General features: G+C 73.3%; 29 protein-coding genes. 12 read left to right on the forward strand and 17 right to left on the reverse strand.

The genetic code is table 11. From position 1 onward, the window contains the following. The first annotated feature begins 129 nt into the window (after positions 1–129). Both BLS70_RS20050 and BLS70_RS20955 read left to right on the forward strand, forming a co-directional pair. Positions 130–519 carry an ATP-binding protein gene (locus tag BLS70_RS20050; protein WP_091771601.1) on the forward strand — a complete coding sequence of 130 codons (390 nt, stop codon included), beginning with the start codon at positions 130–132 and terminating at the stop codon, positions 517–519. 72 nt (positions 520–591) lie between these two features. Next, the gene (locus BLS70_RS20955; protein ID WP_176946511.1) at positions 592–759 is read left to right on the forward strand and encodes a hypothetical protein; all 168 of its coding nucleotides are present in this window, start codon (positions 592–594) and stop codon (positions 757–759) included. A 69-nt stretch (positions 760–828) separates the two neighbouring features. Here the strand turns inward: BLS70_RS20955 and BLS70_RS20055 are convergent, their stop codons facing one another. Next, entirely contained in the window at positions 829–2,142 is a 1,314-nt protein-coding gene (locus BLS70_RS20055; protein ID WP_218122521.1) for a sulfate adenylyltransferase subunit 1, read from the reverse strand. Between the two features lie 68 nt (positions 2,143–2,210). On the opposite strand from BLS70_RS20055, the gene BLS70_RS20060 reads away from it, so the two are divergent. Next, positions 2,211–2,438, forward strand: a complete 228-nt coding sequence (locus tag BLS70_RS20060; protein WP_091771603.1) for a hypothetical protein — start codon at positions 2,211–2,213, stop codon at positions 2,436–2,438. On the opposite strand, the gene cysD is transcribed toward BLS70_RS20060, so the two are convergent. From cysD to BLS70_RS20090, 6 genes are all read right to left on the reverse strand, one after another. Then, a complete protein-coding gene (gene cysD, locus BLS70_RS20065; protein WP_091771605.1) occupies positions 2,429–3,337 on the reverse strand; it encodes a sulfate adenylyltransferase subunit CysD in 909 nt (302 codons plus the stop codon). The two genes, BLS70_RS20060 and cysD, sit on opposite strands and share 10 nt — an antisense overlap. An 84-nt stretch (positions 3,338–3,421) precedes the next feature. Then, a complete protein-coding gene (locus BLS70_RS20070; RefSeq protein WP_091771607.1) occupies positions 3,422–4,159 on the reverse strand; it encodes an inositol monophosphatase family protein in 738 nt (245 codons plus the stop codon). A 4-nt stretch (positions 4,160–4,163) separates the two neighbouring features. Beyond that, complete coding sequence (locus BLS70_RS20075; protein WP_255362621.1) at positions 4,164–4,874, reverse strand: PaaI family thioesterase; 711 nt, start codon at positions 4,872–4,874, stop codon at positions 4,164–4,166. Positions 4,875–4,896: 22 nt separating this feature from the next. After that, positions 4,897–6,417, reverse strand: a complete 1,521-nt coding sequence (locus BLS70_RS20080; protein WP_091771609.1) for a sensor histidine kinase — start codon at positions 6,415–6,417, stop codon at positions 4,897–4,899. Then, positions 6,414–7,172 (reverse strand): response regulator transcription factor, encoded by a 759-nt coding sequence (locus BLS70_RS20085; protein WP_091771611.1) that lies wholly within the window; start codon positions 7,170–7,172, stop codon positions 6,414–6,416. Before BLS70_RS20085 ends, BLS70_RS20080 begins: the two co-directional genes overlap by 4 nt. A gap of 67 nt (positions 7,173–7,239) precedes the next feature. Next, the gene (locus BLS70_RS20090; protein WP_255362622.1) at positions 7,240–8,052 is read right to left on the reverse strand and encodes a siderophore-interacting protein; all 813 of its coding nucleotides are present in this window, start codon (positions 8,050–8,052) and stop codon (positions 7,240–7,242) included. A gap of 308 nt (positions 8,053–8,360) precedes the next feature. On the opposite strand from BLS70_RS20090, the gene BLS70_RS20095 reads away from it, so the two are divergent. Then, the gene (locus BLS70_RS20095; protein WP_091771688.1) at positions 8,361–8,570 is read left to right on the forward strand and encodes a hypervirulence associated TUDOR domain-containing protein; all 210 of its coding nucleotides are present in this window, start codon (positions 8,361–8,363) and stop codon (positions 8,568–8,570) included. Between the two features lie 38 nt (positions 8,571–8,608). Continuing rightward, positions 8,609–9,073 carry a DUF2795 domain-containing protein gene (locus tag BLS70_RS20100; RefSeq protein WP_091771613.1) on the forward strand — a complete coding sequence of 155 codons (465 nt, stop codon included), beginning with the start codon at positions 8,609–8,611 and terminating at the stop codon, positions 9,071–9,073. A gap of 16 nt (positions 9,074–9,089) precedes the next feature. On the opposite strand, the gene BLS70_RS20105 is transcribed toward BLS70_RS20100, so the two are convergent. Next, positions 9,090–9,926 carry a hypothetical protein gene (locus BLS70_RS20105; protein ID WP_091771689.1) on the reverse strand — a complete coding sequence of 279 codons (837 nt, stop codon included), beginning with the start codon at positions 9,924–9,926 and terminating at the stop codon, positions 9,090–9,092. A gap of 169 nt (positions 9,927–10,095) precedes the next feature. On the opposite strand from BLS70_RS20105, the gene BLS70_RS20110 reads away from it, so the two are divergent. Continuing rightward, entirely contained in the window at positions 10,096–11,940 is a 1,845-nt protein-coding gene (locus BLS70_RS20110; protein WP_255362623.1) for an LCP family protein, read from the forward strand. Between the two features lie 113 nt (positions 11,941–12,053). On the opposite strand, the gene pstB is transcribed toward BLS70_RS20110, so the two are convergent. The 6 genes from pstB to BLS70_RS20140 all read right to left on the reverse strand — a co-directional run bounded on the left by pstB (position 12,054) and on the right by BLS70_RS20140 (position 17,952). Further along, positions 12,054–12,833: a phosphate ABC transporter ATP-binding protein PstB gene (gene pstB, locus BLS70_RS20115; protein WP_091771617.1), complete on the reverse strand. Its 780-nt coding sequence runs from the start codon at positions 12,831–12,833 to the stop codon at positions 12,054–12,056. A gap of 25 nt (positions 12,834–12,858) precedes the next feature. Continuing rightward, positions 12,859–13,935 (reverse strand): phosphate ABC transporter permease PstA, encoded by a 1,077-nt coding sequence (pstA, locus tag BLS70_RS20120; protein ID WP_091771619.1) that lies wholly within the window; start codon positions 13,933–13,935, stop codon positions 12,859–12,861. Next, entirely contained in the window at positions 13,935–14,885 is a 951-nt protein-coding gene (gene pstC, locus BLS70_RS20125; protein ID WP_255362624.1) for a phosphate ABC transporter permease subunit PstC, read from the reverse strand. Before pstC ends, pstA begins: the two co-directional genes overlap by 1 nt. Positions 14,886–14,991: 106 nt before the next feature. After that, positions 14,992–16,107 carry a phosphate ABC transporter substrate-binding protein PstS gene (gene pstS, locus BLS70_RS20130; protein WP_091771623.1) on the reverse strand — a complete coding sequence of 372 codons (1,116 nt, stop codon included), beginning with the start codon at positions 16,105–16,107 and terminating at the stop codon, positions 14,992–14,994. 197 nt (positions 16,108–16,304) lie between these two features. Beyond that, complete coding sequence (gene mshD / locus BLS70_RS20135; RefSeq protein ID WP_091771625.1) at positions 16,305–17,213, reverse strand: mycothiol synthase; 909 nt, start codon at positions 17,211–17,213, stop codon at positions 16,305–16,307. Between the two features lie 7 nt (positions 17,214–17,220). Further along, a complete protein-coding gene (locus BLS70_RS20140) occupies positions 17,221–17,952 on the reverse strand; it encodes a winged helix-turn-helix domain-containing protein (RefSeq protein WP_091771627.1) in 732 nt (243 codons plus the stop codon). A 169-nt stretch (positions 17,953–18,121) separates the two neighbouring features. Here BLS70_RS20140 and BLS70_RS20145 point away from each other — a divergent pair, with 169 nt between their 5' ends. The 6 genes from BLS70_RS20145 to BLS70_RS20170 all read left to right on the forward strand — a co-directional run bounded on the left by BLS70_RS20145 (position 18,122) and on the right by BLS70_RS20170 (position 22,876). Continuing rightward, positions 18,122–18,970 carry a hypothetical protein gene (locus BLS70_RS20145; protein WP_091771629.1) on the forward strand — a complete coding sequence of 283 codons (849 nt, stop codon included), beginning with the start codon at positions 18,122–18,124 and terminating at the stop codon, positions 18,968–18,970. 10 nt (positions 18,971–18,980) lie between these two features. Next, positions 18,981–19,673, forward strand: coding sequence for an LmeA family phospholipid-binding protein (locus tag BLS70_RS20150; RefSeq protein ID WP_091771631.1), 693 nt, complete (start codon positions 18,981–18,983; stop codon positions 19,671–19,673). A 29-nt stretch (positions 19,674–19,702) separates the two neighbouring features. Continuing rightward, complete coding sequence (locus BLS70_RS20155) at positions 19,703–20,044, forward strand: thioredoxin family protein (protein WP_255362625.1); 342 nt, start codon at positions 19,703–19,705, stop codon at positions 20,042–20,044. Positions 20,045–20,279: 235 nt separating this feature from the next. Further along, positions 20,280–21,107 (forward strand): sulfurtransferase, encoded by an 828-nt coding sequence (locus tag BLS70_RS20160; protein ID WP_091771632.1) that lies wholly within the window; start codon positions 20,280–20,282, stop codon positions 21,105–21,107. Between the two features lie 8 nt (positions 21,108–21,115). Continuing rightward, positions 21,116–21,409: a DUF1416 domain-containing protein gene (locus tag BLS70_RS20165; protein ID WP_091771634.1), complete on the forward strand. Its 294-nt coding sequence runs from the start codon at positions 21,116–21,118 to the stop codon at positions 21,407–21,409. A gap of 213 nt (positions 21,410–21,622) precedes the next feature. Further along, entirely contained in the window at positions 21,623–22,876 is a 1,254-nt protein-coding gene (locus BLS70_RS20170; RefSeq protein WP_091771636.1) for a glycosyltransferase family 87 protein, read from the forward strand. Between the two features lie 28 nt (positions 22,877–22,904). On the opposite strand, the gene BLS70_RS20175 is transcribed toward BLS70_RS20170, so the two are convergent. From BLS70_RS20175 to BLS70_RS20185, 3 genes are all read right to left on the reverse strand, one after another. Further along, positions 22,905–24,146, reverse strand: a complete 1,242-nt coding sequence (locus tag BLS70_RS20175; protein ID WP_255362626.1) for a PP2C family protein-serine/threonine phosphatase — start codon at positions 24,144–24,146, stop codon at positions 22,905–22,907. Positions 24,147–24,210: 64 nt separating this feature from the next. Further along, positions 24,211–24,969, reverse strand: a complete 759-nt coding sequence (locus BLS70_RS20180) for a DUF4184 family protein (RefSeq protein ID WP_091771641.1) — start codon at positions 24,967–24,969, stop codon at positions 24,211–24,213. Continuing rightward, positions 24,970–25,647 carry a TetR/AcrR family transcriptional regulator gene (locus tag BLS70_RS20185; protein ID WP_091771642.1) on the reverse strand — a complete coding sequence of 226 codons (678 nt, stop codon included), beginning with the start codon at positions 25,645–25,647 and terminating at the stop codon, positions 24,970–24,972. Positions 25,648–25,713 lie beyond the last annotated feature (66 nt).

Raw genomic sequence — 25,713 nt, forward strand, 5'->3', positions numbered from 1 at the left:
TCCTTGCGACGCAACCCCTCTGGCATGCAATAGCCCTTGCGCATGACGCCGTGTCGTGGTTGGTTGTACGCAACGCAGTCGCGGGGAACCGACCGACGGGCTGCGACCTCGCCGCAGATCGGAAATCCCATGTCCAGCCGCAACGCCAGCTTCGACCTACCTCCTACCGCGCGCAGCGTGCGCGTCGCCCGCCACGTCGTCCTGGAACTCCTGCGGGCGTGGCGGGTCCCGCACGACGGGGAGGATGCCGCGCTGCTGGTCACCGAACTGGTCGCGAACGTGGTGGACCACGTCCGGGGTGACGATGACCTGACGCTGGAGGTCGGCACCTCCGAGGACTGGCTGCGGATCGCCGTCGTCGACGGGTCCGCGGTGCGCCCCGTCGTGCGCGAGCTGACGCTGGACGAGCCGCGCGGCCGGGGCATGCGGATGGTGCAGGCGATCGCTGACCGCTGGGGGGCCGAGGACCACGGCGGCGGCAAGCGGGTCTGGTTCGAGCTCCGCCCGCCGGGCATGTGATCATCCGGCTGGTTTGCCGTCGCCCGTGATCGGGGACGGGTGAATTGCACACGACCCAGAGAGAGGACGGCGATGAGCGAGCCGAACAACACGCAGGCCGCGGGCGAGGGCGTCTCCGACGAGGAGATGATCGAGAGCGTCGCCTCGCAGACCGACAGCGCCTCGGAGCACGCCGACGTGGCGGGCAAGGACTGGGACGGGGACGCCTCGCAGGCGCCCGCCCCCACCAGCGAGGCCTGAGAACAGACGCAGCCGGTCCCGGTTCCCCAGGGGGAGCCGGGACCGTTCGCGTGCGGGGCCCGTCGAGGGCTAGGGGGCGACGAGCATGCCCGCGCCGACGGTGGCGTTGGTCGCCTCGTCGACGAGGATGAACCGCCCGGTGGCCCGGTTGCGGGCGTAGTCGTCCACGAACAGCGGCTGCGTGGTGCGGAGCTTCACCCGCCCGATGTCGTTGAGCCCGAGATCGGCGGCGTCCTGGTCGCGGTGCAGCGTGTTGACGTCGAGGCGGTAGACGACGTCCTTCACCACGCCGCGCACCGAGCGCGTGGTGTGCTTGATCGCCAGCCGCTGCCGCGGGCGCAGCGGCTCGTCGGTCATCCAGCAGACCATCGCGTCGAGGTCCTGCGTGACGTGCGGTGCGTTGGCCGGGCGGCAGATCAGGTCGCCGCGGGATACGTCGAGGTCGTCGGCCAGCCGCACGGTCACGGACATGGGCGGGAACGCCTCGTCCACCGGGCCCCGCGGGCCGTCGATGCCGGCGATCGTCGTCGTCAGGCCGCTGGGCAGCACCTGGACCTCGTCGCCGGTGCGCAGCACGCCGCTGGACACCCGGCCGGCGTAGCCGCGGTAGTCGTGGTGGGCGTCGGACTGCGGGCGGATCACGTACTGCACCGGGAACCGGGCGTCGACGAGGTTCCGGTCGCTGGCCACGTGCACGTGCTCCAGGTGGTGCAGCAGCGACGGCCCCTGGTACCAGGGGGTGTTCGCCGAGCGGGTGACCACGTTGTCGCCGTTGAGCGCCGAGATGGGGACGACCGTCAGGTCCGGGATGTTCAGCTTCGCGGCGAAGGCGGTGAACTCGTCACGGATCGCCTCGTAGGTGGCCTCCGACCAGTCGACGAGGTCCATCTTGTTGACCGCCACGACCAGGTGCGGCACCCGCAGCAGCGAGGCGAGGAACGCGTGCCGCCGGCTCTGCTCGAGCATCCCCTTGCGGGCGTCGACGAGCACGATCGCCAGGTCCGCGGTCGAGGCGCCGGTGACCATGTTGCGGGTGTACTGCACGTGCCCGGGGGTGTCGGCGAGGATGAACGTCCGCCGGGGGGTGCTGAAGTACCGGTAGGCGACGTCGATGGTGATGCCCTGCTCGCGCTCGGCGCGCAGGCCGTCGGTGAGCAGCGCGAGGTCCACGTAATCGCCCTTGCTGGCGCGCTCGACCGCCTCGTACTGGTCTTCGAAGACGGCCTTGCTGTCGTAGAGCAGCCGGCCGATGAGCGTGCTCTTCCCGTCGTCGACGGAACCGGCCGTGGCGATCCGCAGGATGTCCTTGCGGGCGACGGCGATGTCGTGGGCCTGTTCGGCGGCGGGGGAGTGCAGGTCGACGGGCTCGTCCACGGGGGTCATCTGTCGGTCTCCTGGCAGCGGACGGCGGGGCGGCGCACCCTGGGGCGCGGAGCCCGGAAGAGGTGCGCATGTTCGTGTTCGCGGTGGCCGCGCCCGCGCTGCTGGTCGTCCTGCTGGGCTATGCGGTGGGCTACGCCGCGGGCGCGTGGTTCAGCGACCTGTTCGGCGCGTCGTCCCCTGTCGTGGCCGAGCGGGTGGGCTGGACCACCGGGCTGCTGCTGCTGGCCGTCGTCGTGCGCGTCCTGCTGCTGCTCCGGCGCCGGCGCATCCGGCGTCTGGATGGCCATCAGAAGTAGCCCTCCTTCTTCCGGTCCTCCATGGCGGCGTCGCTGACCTTGTCGTCGCCGCGCGTCGCGCCGCGCTCGGTCATCCGGGTCACCGCGATCTCGGCGATGACCTCCTCGACGGTGGTCGCCTCGGACAGGACCGCGGCGGTGAGGTTGGCGTCGCCGACGGTGCGGTAGCGGACGGTCTCGCGCCGCACCTGCTCGCCCTCGCGCGGCCGGATGAACTCGTTGACGGCGTAGAGCATCCCCTGGCGCTCGACGACCTCCCGCTCCTGCGCGAGGTACAGCGACGGGATCGCGATCTCCTCGCTGAGGATGTACTGCCAGATGTCGAGCTCGGTCCAGTTCGACAGCGGGAAGACGCGGATCGACTCACCGAGGTGGATCCGGCCGTTGTAGAGGTCCCACAGCTCGGGGCGCTGGTTCTTCGGGTCCCACTGGCCGAACTCGTCGCGGAAGGAGAACATCCGCTCCTTGGCGCGGGCCTTGTCCTCGTCCCGCCGGGCGCCGCCGAACAGCGCGGTGAAGCCGTGCTCCTCGACCGCGTCCAGCAGCACCGGGGTCTGGATCCGGTTGCGGGAGCCGTTGGGCTCCTCCTTGACCGTGCCCGCGGTGATCGCGTCCGGGACCGAGGCGACGACCAGCTCCACGCCGAGCTCGGCCACGCGCTTGTCGCGGAACTCCAGGACGTCCGGGAAGTTCAGCCCGGTGTCCACGTGCATCACCGGGAACGGGATGCGGGCCGGGGCGAAGGCCTTCCGGGCCAGCTCCAGCATCACGATGGAGTCCTTGCCGCCGGAGAACAGCAGCACCGGCCGTTCCAGCTCGGCGACGACCTCACGGATCACGTGGATGGACTCGGCCTCCAGCGTCTCCAGCTGGCTGAGCCGGTAGTCGGGCGTGGTCACGGGGTGAGATCTCCGGGGTTCGGGGGCTGGCACGTCCTGAGCACCAACCCCATCGGATCGGTGCGGATTCCCCTCCAGTGTCCGCTATCGCCCCGTGCGGACCGCAGCCAGGATGGGCTCCGCCAGCTCCGGGCGGCAGACGACCAGGTCGGGCAGGGAGAGCTCGGCTTCGTTGTAGACCAGCGGTGCGCCGTCGATCCGGGTCGTGGACAGGCCGGCGGCGCGGGCGACGGCGACGGGTGCCGCGGAATCCCACTGGTACATCCCGCCGGAGTGCACGTAGGCGTCGACCTCGCCGCGCACCACGGCCAGCACCTTGTAGCCCGCCGATCCCATCGGCACGAGCTCACCGCCCAGAGCCAGGGCGACGGCGTCGGCCTCCGCCGGGGGACGGGTGCGGCTCACCGCGATGCGGACCGGTCCGTTCCGACGTGCGGGAGGTGCGGGCGCGGGCTCGGTGACCAGGACCTGGTCCAGCGCCGGCAGGGCGACGGCGGACGCGCCCAGCTCGCCGTGGGCCCACAGCGCCACGTGCACCGCCCAGTCGGCGCGGCCGGCCTCGCCGTACTCGCGGGTGCCGTCGAGGGGGTCCACGATCCACACCCGGTCGGCCGACAGCCGCCGCTCGTCGTCGGCGGCCTCCTCGCTGAGGACGGCGTCGCCGGGGCGCTCCGCGGCGAGCACCGCGCTGATCGCCTCCTGCGCGGCCGCGTCGCCGGCGTCGCCCAGGGCGCGGCCGGTCAGGGCGCCGTCGGCCCGCAGCGCGAGCAGCACGCCGGCGGCGGCTCGGGCGGCGGAGGCGGCGACCGCGACGTCGTCCACCGGGTCAGGCCAGCCGCAGCGCGGTCGCGTCACCGGGACGACGCGGCGGTGCGTGGTTGCCCGACGCGTCGGTGACGGCGCCGAAGTAGGCGGCCTGCTTCTCGGGGCGGGGCAGGACGAACAGGCCACGCGCCTCGACCAGCACCTTCTCGGGGGCCGAGGCGAGGGCGATGGTGCCCGAGATGTTCGCCTTGCGCCCCTCGTGCGACTCCACGCGGGCGCGCAGCACCAGGGGGGTCTGCAGCGGCAGCGGACCGCGGTAGTCCAGCTCGAGGTGGGCGGTCATGCCCCACAGGCCGGCGGCGCCGGCGGCGCTGCCCAGCATCTGGTCCATGAACAGCGCGCTCATGCCGCCGTGCACGAAGGTGGGCGGGCCCTCGTAGGCCAGCCCGAGGGTGACCTCCGCGACGACGCCGTCGCCCTCGGCTCGGACGACGAGCGGGGGTGCCAACGGGTGTGCGATGCCGGTGACCGGGTTGAACACCCGGCGGCCCTCGGACGGGTCGTCCAGGCGGGGCAGCTGGGCGGCCGGCCGGGGGTTGCCGTCGATCCGGGCGATGGCCGCCCGCACCAGCTCCGCGGCCGCCGCGACCTCGCCGGTCGGCGCCGTCGTGGTCACCGAGGCCTCGATCAGCTCGCGGAGGGCATCGCCCAGGTCGGTCGTCGCCGTCATCAGTTCGGCGTCGGGCGCGGCGCCGCTGTCGTTCGAGGTCACGTCCGAATGGTGACAGGCGGCCTCAGCCGGGCCGGTCGGCGGTCCCGTCCGCGGTGCCGGCCGCCGGTGCCGGTGGCCCGCCGCGGTGCAGGCCCACCGTGAAGGTCGCTCCGCGGCCAGGGGCGGTGTCCAGCGCGATCGTGCCGCCGTGCGCCTCGACCAGGGAGGCGACGATGGCCAACCCCAGTCCGCTCCCGCCCGCCTCGGCGCCGTCGCCGTTCCGGGTGCGGGAGGTGTCGGCCCGGTAGAACCGCTCGAACGCCCGGGCGGCGTCGGCGGCGTCCATGCCCGGCCCCTCGTCGCTCACCCGCAGCAGCAGCACGTCGCCGCCGGCGTCCTGGCCGACGGAGACGCCGACCCGCGTCCCCGGCGGGGTGTGCGTGAGGGCGTTGGTCACCAGGTTGCCCACCACCTGGCGTAGCCGGCCCTCGTCGCCCAGCACGACCGGGACGTCGGTGAGCGACTCGTCCAGGTGCAGGGTGATGGGTCGCTCGGGCTGCACGGCGCGGGCGTCGTGCACGGCGTCGCCCGCGATGGCCGCGAGGTCGACGGGCGTCAGGGAGAGCGGACGGCGCTGGTCCAGGCGGGCGAGCAGGAGGAGGTCCTCCACCAGGACGCCCATGCGGGAGCCCTCGGCCTCGATACGCGACATCAGCCGGGCGACCTCCTGGTCGGAGCCGACGGCGCCTTGCCGGTAGAGCTCGGCGAACCCGCGGATCGACGTCAGGGGGGTGCGCAGCTCGTGGCTGGCGTCGGCGACGAAGCGGCGCATCTTCTCCTCCGAACCGCGGGCCTCGGCCTCGGAGGCCTGCTGCGCGCGGAAGGCGCTCTCGATGCGGGCCAGCATCCCGTTGAGCGCGGTCGACAGCCGGCCCACCTCGGTGCGCTGGTCGCCCTCGGGCACGCGCTGGGACAGGTCGCCCGCGGCGATCGCCTGCGCGGTGCGCTCGACCTCCGCCAGCGGACGCAGGCTGTTGCGGACGAGCAGGTACCCGGCGACGCCGAGCATCGCGAGGACGGCGAGGCCGACGAACACCTCGATGCGCACCAGCCGGCCGATCGCCTTCTCGTCGTCCTCCAGGTCGATGCCGACGACCAGGGTGTAGCCGTCGGGGAGCCGGCCGGTCATGACCCGCCAGCTCGTCCCGTCGTCGGCGCGGACGGTGACGGCGGCGCGGTCGTACTTCCCGTCGTCCATGCGCACCGGGTCGATCTCGGGGATGCCCTCCGCGTCCGGCGGTCCCTGGAGGTCCACCACCTCGGTCGCGCCGGGTCCGTAGCACCCGTAGTACGCCGCGCGTGGTCCCGGTGACTGGTAGCCACCTTCCAGGCAGGCCCGGAACTCCTTCGGGCCCGGCTGGCTGACCGCCGACCGCAGGGCGTCGTCCTGCTGGTCGGTCAGGTAGTCGCGCAGCAGCGACGTGGTGGCGAACCCGGTCGCGAGCAGGGCCAGGGCGACGAGCGCGACCAGCAGGGCGACCAGCGTGATCCGCAGCGGGACCCGTGGGCCGCTGCGGACGGGAGCCGGGGAGGGTTCGGTCATGCTCCCCGCGGCAGGCGGAGCGTGTAGCCGACCCCCCGGATGGTGTGCAGCAGGCGGGGCTCGGTCGTGTCGATCTTGCGGCGCAGGTAGGAGATGTAGGACTCCACCACGTTGGCCTCGCCGTTGAAGTCGTAGTTCCACACGTGGTCGAGGATCTGCGCCTTGGAGAGCACCCGCCCGGCGTTGGCCATCAGGTAGCGCAGGAGCTTGAACTCGGTCGGGGACAGGCTGATCAGCGTGCCGGCCTTGATGACCTCGTGGCTCTCCTCGTCCAGCTCGATGTCGGCGAAGGTCAGCCGTGGGGCCTCCGCCGCCTGCTGGGCACCAGCGGTGCGCCGCAGCACCGCGCGGATGCGGGCGATCACCTCGTCGAGGCTGAAGGGCTTGGTCACGTAGTCGTCCCCGCCGAGCGTCAGCCCGGACACCTTGTCCTCCGCGGCGTCGCGCGCGGTCAGGAACACCACCGGGGTGCGCCGGCCGGACTCGCGCATCCGGCGGACGACGCCGAACCCGTCGAGCCCCGGCATCATCACGTCGAGCACGAGCAGATCGGGGCGGAAGGACTCCGCGAGGGCGAGCGCCTGCTGGCCGTCGGCGGCCGTGGCGACGTCGAAGCCGGCGTACCGCAGGCTGGCCGAGAGCAGCTCCCGGATGTTCGGCTCGTCGTCCACCACGAGCAGCCGGGCCTCGGGGGCGCGGGTCTGCGAACTTCCGGCCACGGATCCTCCGGTGGTGCGAGCGGGTGCCGTCGTCATGGGATCGAGCGTGACGGTGCCAGCTGCGGTCGGTCTGGACGCTACCTGTGAGGCGGCTGGGAGAGCCTCAGCCGGCAGGCGCCATCGCGCGACCGCGGCGCCAGTACCCGATCGCGTGGTGCTGGGCCCGGCCCAGCCCCCACCGGCCGCGCAGGTCGGCCCGGATCGCCCGGACGGCGGCCGACTCGGCGCCGACCCAGGCGAAGACGTCGTCGGTGCCCGGCGGGTCGAGGGCGGCGACCGCGTCCACGAGCAGCGTGCCCTCGCCCGGAGGCGTGCCGTTGCGGTGCAGCCAGTGCACGGCGATCCCCGGTGGTGCGGCGAGCGGCTGCTCCTCCTCCGGCCCGGCGACCTCGAGCAACGCGACGCCCGTCGTCCCCGGATCGGCGCCGGCCAGCAGCCGGCTGATCGCCGGCAGCGCGGTCTCGTCGCCGGCGCACAGCAGCCAGCGGGCCGGTCGCTCGGCCAGGGAGGCCGCACCCGCGACGGCCAGCAGCGCGCCGGGGTGGGCGGCCGCGGCCCAGGCGGCGGCCGGTCCGTCACCGTGCAGCACGAAGTCGATCTCGATCTCGCCGGCCACCGGGTCCTGACGGCGGGCGGTGTAGCTGCGCAGCGCGACGCCGTGGCTGCCCTGGGGCCAGACGATGCGGCCGTCGCGCTGGATGCGGGGCCAGCGGGGCTCGGCGTCGCCCACCCGGGGCACGAGCAGGTTCACCGTGGGACCGGCGGCGGCGACGGCGTCCGGGTGGCCGCTCAGCAACACCCGGCGCACCGAGGGAGTCACGTCGCTGACCGCGGTCACGGTGAGGACGTCGACGGCGCGCAGGCCGTCCGGCGCAGGTCCGTCCAGGGGTGGGCCGGCGGGGGAGGACACGGACACCCCTGGAGGTTAGTGCGGTGCCGGCGGGGCCGACCCGGCCGTCCCCGGGGGAATGGGGTCGACCGGGCCGGCGATCGCGGACGGCGCACGTGACGCAGCGTGAGGGTCGGCTCCGCCCGACTCCGCCCGACTGCGGTGCGTTCTCCGTCGACGAGCACGCTAGGTGACCGGACGCCCCCTGGCAGCGCCCGCACGGGTGAGGCCTGCTCCCGAACGGGTGATCGAGCCGACGCGCCCCCGGATGTGTGTTGCGGACCCACGGCGGGCACGGGGAGCCCACCACCGTCCACGAGCGCGAGGAGCCGGTCATGGCAGACGACTTCAAGAAGGGTGACCACGTCACCTGGAAGAGCCACGGCGGCACCGCCGAGGGGACCGTCGAACGGAAGATCACCTCCGACACCGAGGCCTCCGGCCGGAAGGTGAAGGCGAGCAAGGACGAGCCGCAGTACGAGGTGAAGAGCGAGAAGAGCGGCGGCACCGCCGTCCACAAGCCCTCCGCGCTCGACAAGGACTGATCCACCCGGCACCCGCCGGGCAACAGACAGGAGACGACGTGACCGAGCCAGGAGACGCCTTCGCCGGCGTCAGCGCGCGGAGCACCAAGCACAACCCGCGGGTCGACGAGGAGCTGGAGCACGAGATCCAGGGGATGCTCAAGGGCGATCGCCCCACCCGTTCCGAGGAGTGGCGCGAGGTCGAGCCCGTCGCCGAGGGCGACCCGGACCTGACCGCGAGTCCGACGAGCACGCTCACCGGTGGGGTTCCCCAAGGGATGACCGAGGACGCCGTCGTCGCCCGCGCCGAGCTGGCCCGCTGGCTGACCCGGGCGCCGTTCCCGGGCACGCGCACCGACCTCATCGAGCAGGCGATGGACAACCGGGCGCCCGACGCCGTGGTCGCCGAGCTGGAGCGGCTGCCCGAGGGCGAGACCTACGAACGGATCGGCGACGTGGCCCGAGCCCTCGGTTATCCGACGGAGACCGGTCCCGGCCCCGGCGCCACGGAGGGGCAGGACTAGGAGAAGGACCGCACGATCATCCTTCGTCCCGGGCTTCCTCCTCGGCGATCTCCTCCGCCCCGCGGCGGCGGAAGAGGCGGGAGCCCGGGAAACCCTTCACGACCTGACGCATGTCCTGCACGGTGTCGACCAGGTCGCTCAGGTTGGGGCCCACGTCCCCGAGAGTTTCCAGGATCGGGAGGATGTCCTCGTCCAGGTGGACGATGAGCTGCGGCAGCCGGTCCACGAGGGTGACCAGGGCCTGGACCTCGTCCGGCTCGAGGCTCGTCGCCAGCCGGCGGACCGACGGCGCCAGCGCGGTGAGCGCCGGCGCGTAGTCGTCGAGGATCGGCTCGACGCGCCCGACCATGCCCTCGGCCCGCCCGACGAGGGCGTCGGCCCGGGACGACGTCGCCTCGACCCCGCCGATAGCGGCGTCGGCCTTGTCGTTGGTCTTCCCGACGGCCTCGATAGCGGTGTCGGCCTTCGTGTTGGTCCGCGCCACGGCCTCGATGGCCTCGTCGGCCTTGTCGTTCGTGCGCCCCACCCCCTCGATGGCGGCGTCGGCCTTGTCGTTCGTGCGCCCCACCCCCTCGATGGCGGTGTCGGCCTTGGTGTTGGTCCGGTCGACGGCCTCGATGGCCTCGTCGGCCTTGTCGTTGGTGCGAGCGACCCCCTCGATGATCTCGTCGGCGCGGTCCACCACCCCGTCGACCCGGGCCAGCAGGGACGACACCTGGTCGAGCAGCTCCTCCACGCGGCCCAGCACCGACGCCACGCGCGGGACCAGCGCGAGTGCGTCCGCCACCCCGTCGCGTGCGCCGGTGACAGCGGCGACGACATCGGAGGGGCCGGGGATCGAGGGCAGTCTCACCTCCAGCACGCTACGCACGTCCTCCGTTGCGCACATCTCCGTGGCACGCCATCGGATGGGCCGAGCCAGCGTGCGCGCGTTGCGCGCGTCGACCGGTCGGGGCGCCCGGCTTCCGTATCGTGGAGGGCTGCCGCCTCCCGGGCGGAACCAGAACAGACCACGAACAGAGGTGTCGACACCGGTGGGGGACGAGCCGACGGCCGACGACGCGGGCGCCCGCGGCGTTCCCGACGGCTCCCGGCGACGACGGGGCGCAGCCGAGCCGCTGACCGTCGAGCAGCTGCTGGCCCGACCGGGCGGCCCCACCACCGGCGGCCGCCGCGCCGCCCGCCGCCAGGGCGCGCAGCCCTCGGCGCCGTCCGCGCCGCCGCCCGGTGTGCGCAACGGCCTGCCGCCGGTACCCGGCGCCGCACCGCGGCCGGCCCTCCCCCCGGTGCCCGGCGCACCCGCCGACTGGCAGCCCGACCCCCGGCCGTCGCGCCGCAGCGGCCCGATACCGCCCCTGCCCGGCACCGTCCCGCCGCCGGTCCGCACCGGCGCCACCCGCCTGCGGCCCCCGCGTCCCGTACGACGGGAGCTCACCCCGGGCCGCCGCCGGCTGGTCCGCGCCGCGATCGCGCTGGCGGCCGTCGCCGGAGTGGTACTGCTCTACCACCTCGGTCTCTACTTCTACGTCGACCAGAAGATCAGCCGGGTCGAGGCCCTGGCCACCGACGGCCCGGAGATCCTCGCCGCCCAGCTGCAGGAGGCCTCCGAGACCTACCTCGTCGTGGGCACCGGCGTGCCGGACCAGGAAGGGCCCGCCTCGGTCGCGACGCTGCTGGCCTCCGTCTCCGAGGACGGCGAGCGCGCGGTGCTGGTGGGCTTCCCGCCGACGGCGCTGGTCGACACCCCGGCGTGCCGCTCGGCCGACGGCGAGGTGCGGGCTCCCACGACCGAGGCCTTCGCCCGCTCGCTGCTCGACGGCGGGCCCTCCTGCATGGTGCGCGCGGTGCAGCAGCTGTCCGGGGTCCGGGTCGACCACTACCTCGAGGTGGACCTGGCGCGGCTGCCCGGCATGGTGGACGCGCTCGGCGGCGTCCCGATGTGCGTCGTCCCCTCGAGGGCGACGGCGGCGGCAGCGGTGCCTCCGCCCTCCGGTGCGTCGGAGCTCTCCGGCGAGGCCGCCGCGGGCTACCTGCGGCCCGCGGGCGACGGGACGGACGCCACCGGGACCGCGGTCGCCGAGCGCACCCAGCGACTGCTCACCTCGACGCTGCGCGCGGCGATGTCCCGGGACGTCGTGCTGGATCCGCCCACGCTGGCCCGCTTCCTCAGCCGGGCGGCCGAGGCGCTGACCGTCGACGAGCAGACGACGCTCGGGGACCTCCGGGCACTGGCGACGTCCCTCGGGAACGTCTCCGGCGACGCCGTCGCCCGCACCGGCCTGCCGGTGGCGCAGGTCGGACACGTGCCCGCCGGCGGCGAGGAGGCCTTCGTGCTGCTCGACGGGGCGGGGACCCGGTCCCTGTTCGACGCGGTGATCGACGGCAGCCGGGTCCCGGACGGCTTCGCCGCCGAGAACGACGCCCCGTCCGAGGCCGCGGGGGAGGAGCCGCCCGCGGAGGCCGCCGTCGCCGCGGATCCGCAGACCGCCCTCGTACCGCCGGCCGAGGTGTCCGTCGACGTCCTCAACGGGACCGGTACCCGCGGCCTGGCCGCCACGGTGGCCGACGCGCTGCGGGCCGGGGGCTTCGTGGTGGGGACGGTGGGCAACGCGGAGGGCACCGTCAGCCAGTCCGTGGTGCGGCACGGTCCCGGCACCGTGGCGCAGGCTCGCACCGTGGCCGCCGCCGTCCCCGGTGCCGTGCTGCAGGGCAGCGACTCCCTCGGGGACACCGTGCAGCTGGTCATCGGTCCCGGCTACGAGTCGGTGGTCCCGGTGCCGCCCCCGGCCCCCGCTCCGGAGCCGCAGCCCGAGGCGGACACGGCAGCGGCCGCCCCCGTTCCGGGAGCGGCCGCCGTCCGCTGTTGAGCTAGGTCGTGAGGAGTGGGGCCCGGAGGGTCCCGCGACCGAGCGACCGACGCGCTCCGTGCCGCAGGGGTACGGCTCCTGGCCGCGGTGTCGTCCGGAGGACGACGATGTGCTCAGCCGAAGCGGCCGGAGATGTAGTCCTCCGTCGCCTTCTGGTCGGGGTTGCTGAAGATCTTCTCGGTCGGGTTGAACTCGATCAGCCGGCCGGGCTGCCCGACGCCGTTGAGGTTGAAGAAGCCGGTCTGCTCGCTCACCCGCGCCGCCTGCTGCATGTTGTGCGTGACGATGACGATGGTGAACCGCTCCTTGAGCTCGGCCATCAGGTCCTCGATGGCGAGCGTGGAGATCGGGTCGAGCGCCGAGCACGGCTCGTCCATGAGCAGCACGTCGGGCTCGACGGCGATCGCACGGGCGATGCACAGCCGCTGCTGCTGGCCACCGGACAGGCTCGAGCCCGGTCGGTCGAGGCGGTCCTTGACCTCGTTCCAGAGGTTGGCGCCCTTGAGCGACTTCTCGACCAGGTCGTCGGTGTCGGACTTCTTCATCCGGTTGTTGTTCAGCCGGTTGCCTGCGATGACGTTGTCGTAGATGGACATCGTCGGGAACGGGTTGGGCCGCTGGAAGACCATGCCGATCTGGCGGCGGACGTTCACCGGGTCGACGTCCGACCCGTAGAGGTCCTGGCCGTCCATGACGACCTTGCCCTCCACACGCGCGCCGGGGAGTACCTCGTGCATCCGGTTCAGCGAGCGCAGGAAGGTCGACTTCCCGCAGCCCGAGGGGCCGATCAGCGCGGTGATGCTGCGCGGCTCGATGGAGACGTTGACGCCCTCCACGGCCTTGAAGTTGCCGTAGAAGATGTTGAGGTCGGAGACCTCGATGCGCTTGGCCACGTGATGTCCTCCTGGTGGGGCTCGGTCAGCGACCGGTCTTGGGAGCGAAGAAGCGGCTGATCAGGCGGGCGAGGATGTTGAGCGCCATCACGAAGACGATCAGGACGAGCGCCGCCGTCCACGCCCGGTCCAGGAACGCCTGCGTGGCCGTGCCCGGCTGCGTGAGCTGGTAGTACGCGAACACCGGCAGCGTCGCCATGCGTCCGTCGAATGGGTTCAGGTTGGTGCCGGTGATGAGCCCCACGGTGATGAGCAGGGGAGCAGTCTCGCCGATGACGCGGGCCACCGACAAGGTGATGCCGGTCCCCAGCCCGGCGATGGCCGTGGGCAGCACGACCTTGACGACGGTGCGCCACTTCGGCACGCCCAGGGCGTAGCTGGCCTCCCGCAGCTCGTTCGGGACGAGCTTGAGGACCTCTTCGCAGGACCGTACGACCACCGGGATCATCAGCACGGAGAGGGCGACGGCGCCCATGACGCCGGCGCGGAAGCTGTTCCCGAACAGCAGGGTGAACAGGGCGAAGGCGAAGAGGCCAGCGACGATCGACGGGATGCCGGTCATGACGTCGACGAAGAACGTGATCGCCTTCTTCAGGCGGCCGGTGCCGTACTCCACCAGGTAGATGGCGGTCAGCAGGCCGATGGGCACCGAGATGACCGTGGCGAGGGCGGTGATGACCAGCGTGCCGATGATCGCGTGGTAGGCGCCCCCACCCTCGCCGACCACCCGGAACATGGAGGCCGAGAAGAAGTCGGCGTCCAGCCGGGCCAGACCCCTGTCGAGCACCGTGTAGACGAGGGAGACGAGCGGGACCATCGCGATGCCGAAGGCGGTCGTCACCAGCGAGGTCACGAGCCGGTCGGTCGCCTTCCGTCGCCCCTCGACAGCACGCGAGGCGACGTAGACGGCCAGCGTGCCGAGGATGACGCCGTAGATCACGGTGGAGGTCACGCTGAAGCCGGTCAGGGCCGAGAGCCCGGCCCCGAGGGCGATGCCGGCGAGGAACAGGCCCAACGGGGCGAACCGGGGCAGGCGTCGCTCCACCCGTACCGGGTCCTGGCCGGGGGAGGAGGTCGGACGCAGCTGGGTGGTGGTGGACATCAGTTGGCTCCGGAGAAGTCGGCGCGCCGGTTCACGACCCAGCGGGCGAGCATGTTGACCAGGAGGGTGATCAGGAACAGCACCAGGCCGCTCGCGATGAGGGTGTTGACGCCCAGCCCGGTGGCCTCGGGGAACCGCAGTGCGATGTTCGACGCGATCGTCGAGGGGCTCGAGTTGCTGATCAGGTTCACGGTGGCGCCGGCGCCGCCGGAGAGCACGATGGCCACCGCCATGGTCTCGCCCAGGGCCCGGCCCAGGCCGAGCATGGCGCCGGCGATGACGCCGGATCTGCCGTAGGGCAGCACCGCCATCTTGATCATCTCCCAGCGGGTGGCACCGAGGGCGAGCGCCGCCTCGCGGTGCAGCGCCGGCGCCTGGCTGAAGACCTCGCGGGCGATCGCCGAGATGATCGGCAGGATCATGACCGCCAGCACCAGGCCGACGGTGAACATCGTGCGGCCGCTCGTGGAGGCGGGGCCGGCGAAGAACGGGATGAAGCCCAGGTTGTCGGCCGCCCAGAGGTGGAAGGGGACGAGGGTCGGCGCCATGACGGCCAATCCCCAGAAGCCGTAGACGACGCTCGGGATGGCCGCGAGCAGGTCGATGACGTAGCCCATCGTGGCGGCGATCCGCCGCGGGGCGTAGTAGGTGATGTAGAGCGCGATCCCGACTGCCAGCGGGGTGGCGATCAGCAGGGCGAGCACGGCGCCGAGGAGCGTGCCCACGACGAGCGGGCCGATGTAACTGGCCAGGCCCTCACCGCCGGGGATGTCCTCCGCAGGGGCGGTGAGGGCTGGGATCGCCTCGCTGATGAGGAAGGCGGCGACGCCGGCGAGGACGAGCAGGATGAAGATGCCGGAGCCCTGGGCGCTACCGGCGAAGATCCGGTCTCCCGGCCTCCGCACGGCGCGCTGCTGCGGGGGTTCGGACGGGGCCTTCGTGGCGGTCACCGCTGCTCCATGGGGATCGTGCGTGGGGTGCATGGGCCCGGGGGTCCGGGCGGTGCGATGGCCCGGGACGTCGGTCGGACGTCCCGGGCCATCGCGGGTGCCAGTGTCAGCTGGCGGCGGTGATGGCGTCGACCACCGTCTGAGCCTGCTCGCGCAGACCCTCGGAGATCGCGGCGCTGCCGGCGTTCTCCTCGGCGGCCGCCTGGCCGTCCTCGCTGATCACGTACTCCATGAACGCCTTGACGTTGTCGGCCGTCTCCTGGTCGTCGTACTCGATGCAGCCGATGTGGTAGCTGACCAGCACGACCGGGTACTCGCCCGAGCCCTCCGTCGCCCGGTTGACCTCGATGGCGAAGTCGTACTCGCCGCGGCCCTCGACGGCCGGGGAGTTCTCGACGACGGCCGAGGCCGACTCCGAGCTGGGAGCGACGAACTCCTCGCCGACCCCGACGCTGACGACGCCCAGGTCGCCGGCCCGGCTGGCGTCCGCATACGTGACGGCTCCGACCGTGCTCTCGACGACGCCGACCACACCGCTGGTCTGGTTGGCGGCCTCGCCGCCCTGCAGCGGCCAGACGCCGTCCGGCTCGGAGGTCCACACGTCACCGGCGGCCTGGAAGAGGTAGTCGGTGAAGTTGTCCGTGGTGCCCGAGTCGTCGGCGCGGTGGACCGGCGTGATCGCGAGGTCGGGCAGGGTCGCGTCCGGGTTGTCGGCGGCGATCGCCGGGTCGTTCCAGTTGGTGATCGCGCCGGTGAAGATGCCCGCGATGGTCTGCGGTGCCAGGTTCAGCTCCTCGACGCCCTCGAGGTTGAAGATGACGGCGATCGGCGAGATGTAGTTGGGCAGTTCGAAGATCTCGCCGCCGGCGCAGCGCTCCTGCGCGGCGGTCAGCTCCTCGTCGTCCAGCGCAGCGTCCGAGCCGGCGAAGTCAGCGGCGTCGGCGAGGAACTGCTCGCGTCCACCACCGGAGCCGACCGGGTCGTAGCTGAAGTTGACGTCCGGGTACTCGCCCTGGAAGCCGGCCTGCCAGGCCTCCATCGCCGACTGCTGGGCGCTCGAACCAGCGCCGACGAGGTCGCCGGTGAGCTCGGCGGCGTCGCCTGATCCGCCGCCGCTCCCGGTGCCCTCGGACTCGTTGGAAGCGCCGCACGCGCTGAGCGCGAGGGTGCCGGCGAGCGCCACGGACAGGGTGGTGGCGCGCGTCTTGGTGCTGAGCTTCAACTCAGTGCCTCTCGACTTCGCCCGGACGTCTTCCGGGCAGCATGGGACCTACGAGAGGGACGCTAGGGAGCCGAAGTGGCCGCATTCCGGTTGCTCGGTGAACGCGGGGTGAACGCCCATCGAGGTCTGGGCAATGGTGTGGCAGCCGTCATACGTCCAACGGGTGAACCGGCGCGTGGCGTACCCCCGAACGGGTCTCAGGCCCCTTCGCGACGCCAGGAGACGTCGACGGCGAAGCGGGTGAACCCGCGGCGTTCGTAGAGACGCACGGCGGCCTCGTTGTCCTCCTCGACGTAGAGCAGGACCGAGCGCAGCCGCTGCCGCCGCAGGTGTGCCAGGCCGAGATCGGTCAGCGCGCCGCCGAGCCGCAGCCCCTGGGCGTCCGGGTCGATGCCCAGCACGTAGATCTCGCCCACCGGGTCGGGCCCGGCGTCGCCCGCCGGGTGCACCTTCGTCCAGTGCGAGCCCAGCAGCGTGCCGCCGGCGTCCGGGTCCCCGCGCCAGGCCATGAGGAAGCCGGCGGGGTCGAACCACGGCTCGCCCTCCCGCACCGAGAGGTCGGCCGCGGTCATGCGCCCCTGCTCGGGGTGCCAGTCGAAGGCCCGCGCGTTCACCCGCAGCCAGGCCTCCTCGTCGCGGCCCGGGCGGAAGGGGAGCACGCGGACGTCGTCCGGGAGCCCGGGCCGGGGGTCGGCCTCGATGCCGGCCGCGTCGGTGTCGTCGAAGTGCAGGCGCATCTGCAGCAGCACCCGCGCGCGGGTGAAGCCGTGCGGCGCCAACAGCTCCGCCGATCCGGGCAGGTCGCCGTGCGCCCAGACGCTCAGCGGCCGGTCGCCGGCCAGCTCGAGCAGCTGCCGGAGCAGCGCCCGGCCGTGCCCGCGTCGCCGGAACGCCGGGTGCACCACCAGCTCGGCCGTGCCGTCGTCGTAGCGGGCGTAGCCGGCCAGCTCGCCCGCGTCGTGGACCGCGAGGTCGGAGCCGTCCCCGGTGCCGTGCTGCAGCCTGAGCTCGCTCTCCTCCGAGACCGGGCGGACGCCGTCGGCCGCCGCCGCGGCGCGCAGCAGCGACAGGACCGCGTCGACGTCGACGCGGGGCTGGGAGCTCATCGCCCCATCAGACCAGCTCGGCGTCGCTCTCGACCTGCGGGGTCCGGGTCGTCGCGTCGGCGACCTGCTGGTCCAGCTTGTAGCCGACGTTGCGCACCGTGCCGATGAGCGCCTCGTGCTCGGTGCCGAGCTTGGCGCGCAGCCGCCGCACGTGGACGTCGACGGTGCGGGTGCCCCCGAAGTAGTCGTAGCCCCAGATCTCCTGCAGCAGCTGGGCGCGGGAGAAGACCCGGCCCGGGTGCTGGGCCAGGTACTTGAGGAGCTCGAACTCCTTGTAGGTGAGGTCGAGCGGGCGCCCGCGGAGCTTCGCCGAGTAGCTGTGCTCGTCGATGACCAGCTCCCCGGCCTGCGTCACGCCCTTGTCGGCGCCGTCGGCGGGGGTGGACGCGGCCAGCCGGCGGGCCGTGGCCCACTTGAGCCGGGCGTCGACCTCGGCGGGACCCGCGGTGTCGAGCAGGACGTCGTCCACGCCCCAGTCCGCCGACAGGGCGACCAGGCCGCCCTCGGCGAGGACGGCGACCAGCGCGGCGGCCACACCCGTGGAGGAGAGCAGCCCGCACAGCGTGCGGGCGCGGATGAGGTCGTGACGGGCGTCGACGAGGACGACGTCGCCGGAGTCGCCGTCGAGCAGGCTGGACAGCTCGGGGGCGACCACGCGGACCTGGTGACCGAGCAGGCCCAGCGCGGGCAGCACCTCGGTCGTCGCCTGTCGCGCCGAGGTCATGAGGACCAGTCGCATGTCGTCTCCTCGCAGGGTTCCCACGACGCGCAGCCGTGGCAGCCGTCGACGACGCTGTCGAGGTGAGTGGGCAGGATAACCGACGCGTCCCGGCAGGGGCAGGCCCGACGCGGAACCCCCCTCGCGGCGGTGAGCTGCCGGAGGCCCGGCGTCTGCCACCATCGGAGCCGTGAGCAGCGCCGCACCGACCTCCCGCCTGACCGCGCGGGAGCACCACCTGCCGGCGGCCGTGTTCGCGGTCCTCGCCGTCGCGCTGCTCGTGGGCCTGCCGGAGCTGCTCGGCCAGACCGGGCGGCTGGCCGCCGTGCTCGTGCTGCAGCTGGGGCTGGTCCTGTGCTGGGTGCTGGTCACCGGCGCCCAGGGCTTCGCCGGTTCGCTGGCCGTGGGCGCCGGCGCCGCGGTCGCCGCGGACCTGGCTCTCGTGCTGCCCGAGGACCCGGAGCTGGGCGATCTGCTCGCGGTCGTCGGGGTCGGGTTCCTGGCGGTCGTGGTGCAGCAGATGCTCCGCCGTCCCCGGCACGACCTCGTCGCCTCGCTGTCGGTCGCGGTGCTCATGCTCGTCGCCGTGGCCTCGCTGGCGGCCCTCCTGCTGCTCGGCCGCACCGACGACGGCTCCGAGCGGGCCCTCGTGGCCCTGCTGGCCGTCGGCACGGCGCTGGTCGTGGGCCACGTCGTGGACCTGGTCCTGCCCCGGCCGCAGCTCGCCGACGGCGTTCCGCGCGGACTGGTCGGCGCCGTCCTCGCCGTCCTCGCCGGGGCCGCGGTGGCCGTCGTGGCGGCCGGTCTCGTCGGAGACGTGCTCGACGAGCAGCGCTCCCTCGTGCACGGGGGCGTGGTGGCCGGGGTGGCGGCGCTGACCGGTCTGGTGGCCAGCTACGTCGTCGTCGGCGCCACGGCGGAGGAGGACGAGCCGGCCGACGAGCAGCGGTTCTCCCGGTGGGTGCTCCCGGTGATCCAGGTGGCCCTCCCCGTCGCTGCGTGCGCACCGGTCGTCCTCGCCCTGCAGGCGACGCTGTGACGCGGTCCCGGTGAGGGCGCTGCTGGTCGTCCTCCTCCTGCTCGCCGGCCTGACCCTGCTGGCCGACCGGGTCGCGGTGGGCATCGCGGAGGACCGCGTGGCCGACCAGCTGGCCGGCAAGGGCGGCCTGGTCGGCACCCCGGAGGTGGACATCACCGGGTTCCCGTTCCTCACCCAGGTGGTCGCCGGCCGCTACGAGGACGTGCGGGTCTCGCTCGACGCCGAGGAGCTGGGGCAGCCTGCGGGCACCCGGGCGGCGGTCTCGCTGCGCGGCGTGCAGGTGCCCTTGAGGACGGTGCTGTCCGGGTCGGTGCAGCAGGTGCCGGTGGACCGCATCGACGGCACCGCGACGCTGGCGTACGACCTGCTGGCGGCGCAGCTGGGCAGCGACGCCACGGTCGCCCGGGAGGGCGACGGGCTGCGGATCACCCGGACCGTCGAGGTCCTCGGCCGGACGCTGCCGGTGACCGCCGCCGGAACCGTCGTCCTCGAGGGCGACCAGCTGGTCGTCGACGTCGAGGAGGCCGCGGGGGCGGGCGTGGACATCCCCGACGTCCTGGTCGACCGGGTCAGCAACCTGCTGGACCTGCGTTACACCGTCCCGCAGCTCCCCTTCGGCCTGCAGCTCACCGGGGTCGCCCCCGGCGCGGAAGGCGTCGAGGTGCGGGTGGAGGCGACCGACGCGGTGCTGACCGCGGAATAGCAGCCCGGCGCGGCTCCGTTGCCCCGGACGTGACGGAGCAGACCCTGCCGGCCGCGGAGGCCCTCGCCCGGCTCGGGGTGCGTCCGGAGCAGGCCGACCTCACCGTCGTCCAGTTCTCGACGGCGTTCTGCGGGCCGTGCCGGGCGACGAGGGCCCGGCTGCAGCAGCTCCGCACCACCCGGCCGGGCCTGGCCTACGTGCACGTGGACGCGGAGAGCCACCTCGACGAGGTTCGCGCCCTGGACGTCCGCAGCACCCCGACGCTGTTCTTCCTCGACCGCGCGGGAGCGGTGCTGGGACGCGCCGACTCCGCACCCGCGGCGGCGGAGCTGACCGCCCTCGTCGACGCCCGGCTCGGGCGCCACGGATGATCCGTTATCCTCGCGCCGTGGGCATCCTGCTGACCTCGCGCCGCACAGTCGACCTGTGCCGCGTCGGCAGCTGCCTCTGTCCGGCTCCCTGAGGACGGCACATCCGTCGTCCAGACGCGCGCGAACGCCGTCGGGATGCCCCTTTCCCCCTGATCTGCGCGTTCGGGCGAACCGCGGCCGGCCGCCGCATCCCTGACCGATCCACCGCACACCGATCATCCGGAGGACCACCACCATGAGCCGCAACGACGTGCTCGTCACCGTCGACTGGGTCCAGGAGCACCTGGGCCAGCCCGGCATCGTCTTCGTCGAGGTCGACGAGGACACCAGCGCCTACGACGGCGGCCACATCGAGGGCGCCGTCAAGCTGGACTGGAAGCAGGACCTCCAGGACCCGCTCCGCCGCGACTACCTCGACAAGTCCGCGTTCGAGGCGCTGCTGTCCTCGCGCGGCATCAGCAACGACGACACCGTCGTGCTGTACGGCGGCAACAACAACTGGTTCGCCGCCTACGCCTACTGGTACTTCAAGATCTACGGCCACCGCGACGTCAAGCTCATGGACGGCGGCCGCAAGAAGTGGGAGCTCGACGGGCGCCCGCTGTCCAAGGACGCCGTCCAGCGGCCCGCCACGCAGTACGTCGCGAGCGAGCCCGACCTGTCCATCCGCGCCTTCCGCGACGAGGTCGTGGCCGCGATCGGCAGCAAGAACCTCGTCGACGTGCGCAGCCCCGACGAGTTCTCCGGCAAGATCCTCGCCCCGGCGCACCTCCCGCAGGAGCAGTCGCAGCGCGCCGGCCACGTGCCCACGGCGATCAACATCCCGTGGAGCAAGGCCGCCAACGAGGACGGCACCTTCAAGAGCGACGAGCAGCTCGCGGCGCTGTACGGCGAGCAGGGCTTCGACGACAGCTTGGAGACCATCGCCTACTGCCGCATCGGCGAGCGCTCGAGCCACACCTGGTTCGTGCTCAGCGAGCTGCTCGGCAAGAAGAACGTCAAGAACTACGACGGCAGCTGGGTCGAGTACGGCTCGCTGGTCGGCGTCCCGATCGAGAAGTGAGCTGACCCATGTGCGGAGCACCGAAGCAGGGCGGCACCCTCGCGGGCATCGACCTGAGCACGCAGACGGTGATCCAGGGCTCGGTCTGGCACGACGGCGCCCCGGTGGCCGGTGCCTACGTCCGGCTCCTGGACGGCACCGACGAGTTCACCGCCGAGGTGGTGACCAGCCCGGAGGGTGAGTTCCGGTTCTTCGCCGCCCCCGGCACGTGGAAGGTCCGTTCCCTGGCCGCGGTCGGCAAGGGCGAGCGGGTCATCGACGCCGAGGTCGGCCTGAACGAGACCACCGTCGTCATCGAGTAGGAACCGCGTCCCCGCACCGCTCGCGGCGAGCTCGCGAGCGGGGGCAGGCAGCATGCAGCAGGGCCCGTCCCCCACACCACTGGGGGACGGGCCCTGCTGTGCCGGACCGGTTCGTCCGGCTCATGCATCCCGACCGCCTCTGAGGTCCCAGGCACCTCAGGAACGTCCCGCCACGTCGCCGGCGGAGCGTCCGCTTGAGGCAGCCTCACCGGCATGGACACGACGGTGCGGCGCTACGCCTTGTGGTCGGTGCCGGCGGTCACCCTCGGACTCCTGAGCCTGGTCCTCGAACTGACCGGCCGGTGGCTCGTCGTGGGTGTCCGGGACCTGCCGACGTTCCTCGACCTGGCGCAGGTGACCTACAACGCCGACTGCACCGACCCGTCCGCCGGCACCGTCGGTGCAGCCGTCTGCGATCCCGCCGGCCGGGCCTACAATTACCCGCCGGTGTGGACCGAGGCGTTCCGGCTGCTCGGCGTCGGTGGCGCGGACACGCTCTGGTTCGGCTCCGTGCTGGTCCTCGGCGGGCTCGTCGCGCTGAGCGCCTTCTACGGGCACTTCCTCGGCCGGCCCACACCGGGCCGGGTCGCCGTGGTGACGGCGCTGACCGCCTCCCCGCCGATGTTCCTCATGGTCGCGCGCGGGAACACGGACCTGTTCGTCCTCGTCGCGCTGGTGACGGCTGCCCTGCTCATCTCGTCCGGCCGCGCCTGGTGGGCGGTCCCGTTCGTGGCGGTCTCCGCCGGCCTGAAGCTGTTCCCCTCGGGAGCGGTCCTGGCGTTCGGCCGCCTCCGCCAGTTCCTCGTCGTGACGGCGTGCAGCCTCGTGTCGCTCGGGCTGCTGGCTCTCCCGTACTGGAAGGAGATCCGGGCGGCCACGCCGAGCGTCAACGTGACGACCTTCGGTGCCGGGGTGCTACCTGCCTTCGGCCGCATGCACGACTTCGGCCCGATCTACAACCGGGACCAGGTGATCGGGGTGCTGTCGTTCGTCGTCGTGTTCCTGGTACTCCTGACCGTGCCGGTGCTCCGTCGCGCAGCCCGTGCGGTCGCGGACGGTCTGCGGCCGAACGAGGCGGCCACGACCGCGGTCCTCATCGGCGCAGGCCCGGCCCTGGTCACGTACCTGCTCACCAGCAGCTTCGACTACCGGACGTTCTCGTTGTTGTTCGTGTCCGCCGGATGTCTGACCGTGAATGCCGCCGGGGCGCGCTTCCTGGTGGGCTCGTTCCTCGTCGCCTTCTGGCTGAGTGGCCGCCGTACCGAGATCCAGTTCCTCGGGGACGCCCTGCACGCGGTGGCGATGCCGTTCCTGGCTCTGATCCTCGTGGCTCTTCTCGTCCCACGGATGCCCGTCGTGTCGCGCTGGGCGCTGACCCGGAGCCTGTTCCCGGCCGGCACCGACGCAGTGGTCGAGCACGACGTCGGACGGGACCCGTCCCGGATCCCGCTCGCCGCCGTCCGGTGAGCAGGGCATCGCGCCTCCGTCGGGCGAGTCAGGACACGCCGGGCGGCAGGACGTTCGGGCCGGCCTCGGGCGGCCGCGGGCGGTCCTCGCGGTAGGCGCGCACGGCGACGACGGCGACGTCGTCCTGACCCGCCAGGGGGACCAGCCGCTCCAGGATCGTGTCCAGCAGCCTGTCGAGCTGCTCCCCGGCGAGATCGCGCAGCGCCTCCTGGAGCCGGGCCATGCCCTCGTCGAGGTCCGATCCACGCCGCTCCACGAGCCCGTCGGTCACCAGGAACAGGGTGTCCCCGGGCTCCAGCTCGACGGTGTGGTCGTGTCGTGGGGCCTCAGGGTCGACGCCGAGCATCAGGTCCGGCCGGGTGTCGAGCACCCGTGAGCTGCCGTCGGGGGAGAGCAGCAGCGGGGGGACGTGGCCGGCGTTGCTCCAGCGGAGCACCCGGCGGCCGCTCACCGGGACGTCGGGGTGGCGCTCCACGCGGGCGAGGATGGCGGTGGCCAGGGTGCCGACGGCGAGGCCCTGGGCGGCCCGATCGGTGCGGCTCAGCGTCGCCGCCGGGGGCTCGTCGTTGTCGTAGGACAGCGCCCGCAGGAGCCCGCGCAGCTGACCCATGGCGGCGGCGGCGTCGCTGCCGTGGCCCACCACGTCGCCGATCGCGACCACTGTCGCGCCGTCGGGCTGCAGGAACGCGTCGTACCAGTCGCCGCCGACCAGGGCCTCGTGGCCGGCCGGCTGGTACCGGACGACGACGTGCAGGTGGTCGGGCTCCGGTGGCGGGGTGAGCAGCGCCTCCTGCAGCCGGTCGGAAAGCGCCCGGGACGCACTGGCCTCCCGGGCCAGCCGGTCGATCTCCGCCGCCTGCTGCTCGGCCTCCCGCCGCTCGGTGAGGTCGCGGAAGGAGACGATGACGCCGGTCACCACGCCGTCCTCGACGGTCGGCACCGCGATCAGCTCCACCGGGACCGGGGTGCCGTCCTTGCGCCAGAACACCTCGTCGCCGGCGGTGACCGTCCGGCCCGTGCGCAGGGCCTGCCAGACGGGGCACTCCTCCCGCGGGTAGGGCGATCCGTCGAGGCGGTGGTGGTGCAGCAGGCGGTGCTGGTCGACCGTGCGCTGCTCGTCCAGCGGATAGCCGGTGATGCGGACGGCCGAGGGGTTCACGAACTCGACGCGGCCGTCGGCGTCCAGGCCGTAGATCCCGTCGGCGACGTTGGCCAGCACCCATTCGTAGCGGGCGAGCGCGCGTGCGAGCTCCTCCTCGGGCGTCCGCACGCGTACCTCCGCTCCACCACCGGGGACGTGCCGCCCGGTGGCCGCCCGGGCGCTCGACGCCAGCCTAGTGGGCGCGGGGAACGGCAGCCCTGGACCGGCGGAGCCGGCGGTGGATCTGCCAGGCCGCGGCCAGCACCAGGGCGACGCCGAGTGCGGTGCCGCCTCCCCACGTCGCTCCCGCGTAGGCCGCCTTGCGGACGTCGGGGGCGGTGAGGGCGCCAGCGACGCCGGCCATCAGCCCCGACCCGGCGATCACCACCCAGGCAGGCCAGGCCGCCGGCCGGGCCGCCAGCGGCCCGCGCGGTGCACGCCGCCACCAGCGCGCCAGCCAGAGCAGCAGGACGACGCCGCCCACGACGCCGCTGGCGTACTGCAGCCAGCGGTACCCCGGCAGCGGGCCCCATTCCCTCGCCAGCGCCGGCAGGTGCTCGGTGCCCCACCGGCCGGCGTGCGTGAACTCGTCCCAGAGCACGTGGGTGGCGGCGCCGACGACCAGCGCCAGTGCCACGAGGACGATCGCCGGGACGCTCCGGACCCGGGCCGCGAGGCCGGGGCGGACACCGGTGAGCCGGGTGCGCAGGGCTCCGGGTGCCCAGGCCAGGGCGGGCTCGGCGAGCACCCCGTGCCAGACGACCCAGGCCAGCCCGCCGAGCAGGAGGTCGGAGGTCACCAGGGCCGTCGCGGTGTGCGTGTCCCAGGGGATGTCGACCGGCAGGTAGTAGGGCAGGTCGGGGGCGATGCTGCCGATGACCAGCGCGGACGCGGGCAGCGGCGTCCGCAGGAACGGCAGGACGGCGGCCGCGTGGCTCGGGGTGAACGGCACTCAGAGTCCGAGCAGGGCGGCGAGGTCGGTCATGGCGCGGTCGAAGTAGCGGTCGCCGTCCTCGACCGATCCGACGAAGTGCCCGAACAGCTCGAAGCTCAGCGTGCCGAACACCGAGCTCCACGCCAGCAGCGCGCGCACCCGCACGGTGTCGTCGATGGCCGGGTGCTCGCCGCCGAGGACCGCAGCCGCGTCGTCGCTGATCAGCGCGGGGTCCCGCTCCCCGGTGCCGTCGGGGAGCGCGCCCGACCGCGCGGCGTCGCCCAGGATCCGGCCGAGGACCACCCCGACCCGGGAGGCGGCCGGCACGGTGTCCTGCGGCGCCGAGTAGCCGGGCACCGGAGAGCCGTAGAGCAGCGCGTACTCGTGCGGGTGGGCCAGGGCCCACGACCGGACGGCACGGCAGACCGCCAGCCAGCGCGACCGCGGGTCGGCGCCGGGGGAGTCGGCCGCCTCCGCTGCCTCCCCGAGGGCGTCGTACCCGTCGATGATCAGCCGGGTCAGCAGGTCGTCGCGACTGGGGAAGTAGCGGTAGACCGCCGAGGAGACCAGGCCCACCTCGCGGGCGACGGCGCGCAGCGAGAGGGCGGCGGCTCCGACCTCGGCCAGCTGCCGGCGCGCGGCGTCGGTGATCTCCGCGGTCAGCTCGGCGCGGACGCGCTCCCGGGCGGTGGGCACCGGTCGAGCATGCCGGACGAGATCACTGATCGCAAGGGAGAGCACCGCTCTTGACAGCGTGCGGAC

The sequence above is a fragment of the Blastococcus aurantiacus genome, assembly GCF_900102425.1.
Lineage (GTDB): Bacteria > Actinomycetota > Actinomycetes > Mycobacteriales > Geodermatophilaceae > Blastococcus > Blastococcus aurantiacus.

Excerpts from the sequence above, each read along its gene's own strand:
- BLS70_RS20050 (WP_091771601.1), top strand. The coding sequence starts at position 130 with ATGTCCAGCCGCAACGCCAGCTTCGACCTACCTCCTACCGCGCGCAGC.
- BLS70_RS20955 (WP_176946511.1), top strand. The coding sequence starts at position 592 with ATGAGCGAGCCGAACAACACGCAGGCCGCGGGCGAGGGCGTCTCCGAC.
- BLS70_RS20055 (WP_218122521.1), bottom strand. The coding sequence starts at position 2,142 with ATGACCCCCGTGGACGAGCCCGTCGACCTGCACTCCCCCGCCGCCGAA.
- BLS70_RS20060 (WP_091771603.1), top strand. The coding sequence starts at position 2,211 with ATGTTCGTGTTCGCGGTGGCCGCGCCCGCGCTGCTGGTCGTCCTGCTG.
- BLS70_RS20080 (WP_091771609.1), bottom strand. The coding sequence starts at position 6,417 with ATGACCGAACCCTCCCCGGCTCCCGTCCGCAGCGGCCCACGGGTCCCG.
- BLS70_RS20085 (WP_091771611.1), bottom strand. The coding sequence starts at position 7,172 with ATGACGACGGCACCCGCTCGCACCACCGGAGGATCCGTGGCCGGAAGT.
- BLS70_RS20095 (WP_091771688.1), top strand. The coding sequence starts at position 8,361 with ATGGCAGACGACTTCAAGAAGGGTGACCACGTCACCTGGAAGAGCCAC.
- pstA (WP_091771619.1), bottom strand. The coding sequence starts at position 13,935 with ATGTCCACCACCACCCAGCTGCGTCCGACCTCCTCCCCCGGCCAGGAC.
- mshD (WP_091771625.1), bottom strand. The coding sequence starts at position 17,213 with ATGAGCTCCCAGCCCCGCGTCGACGTCGACGCGGTCCTGTCGCTGCTG.
- BLS70_RS20140 (WP_091771627.1), bottom strand. The coding sequence starts at position 17,952 with ATGCGACTGGTCCTCATGACCTCGGCGCGACAGGCGACGACCGAGGTG.
- BLS70_RS20160 (WP_091771632.1), top strand. The coding sequence starts at position 20,280 with ATGAGCCGCAACGACGTGCTCGTCACCGTCGACTGGGTCCAGGAGCAC.
- BLS70_RS20165 (WP_091771634.1), top strand. The coding sequence starts at position 21,116 with ATGTGCGGAGCACCGAAGCAGGGCGGCACCCTCGCGGGCATCGACCTG.
- BLS70_RS20170 (WP_091771636.1), top strand. The coding sequence starts at position 21,623 with ATGGACACGACGGTGCGGCGCTACGCCTTGTGGTCGGTGCCGGCGGTC.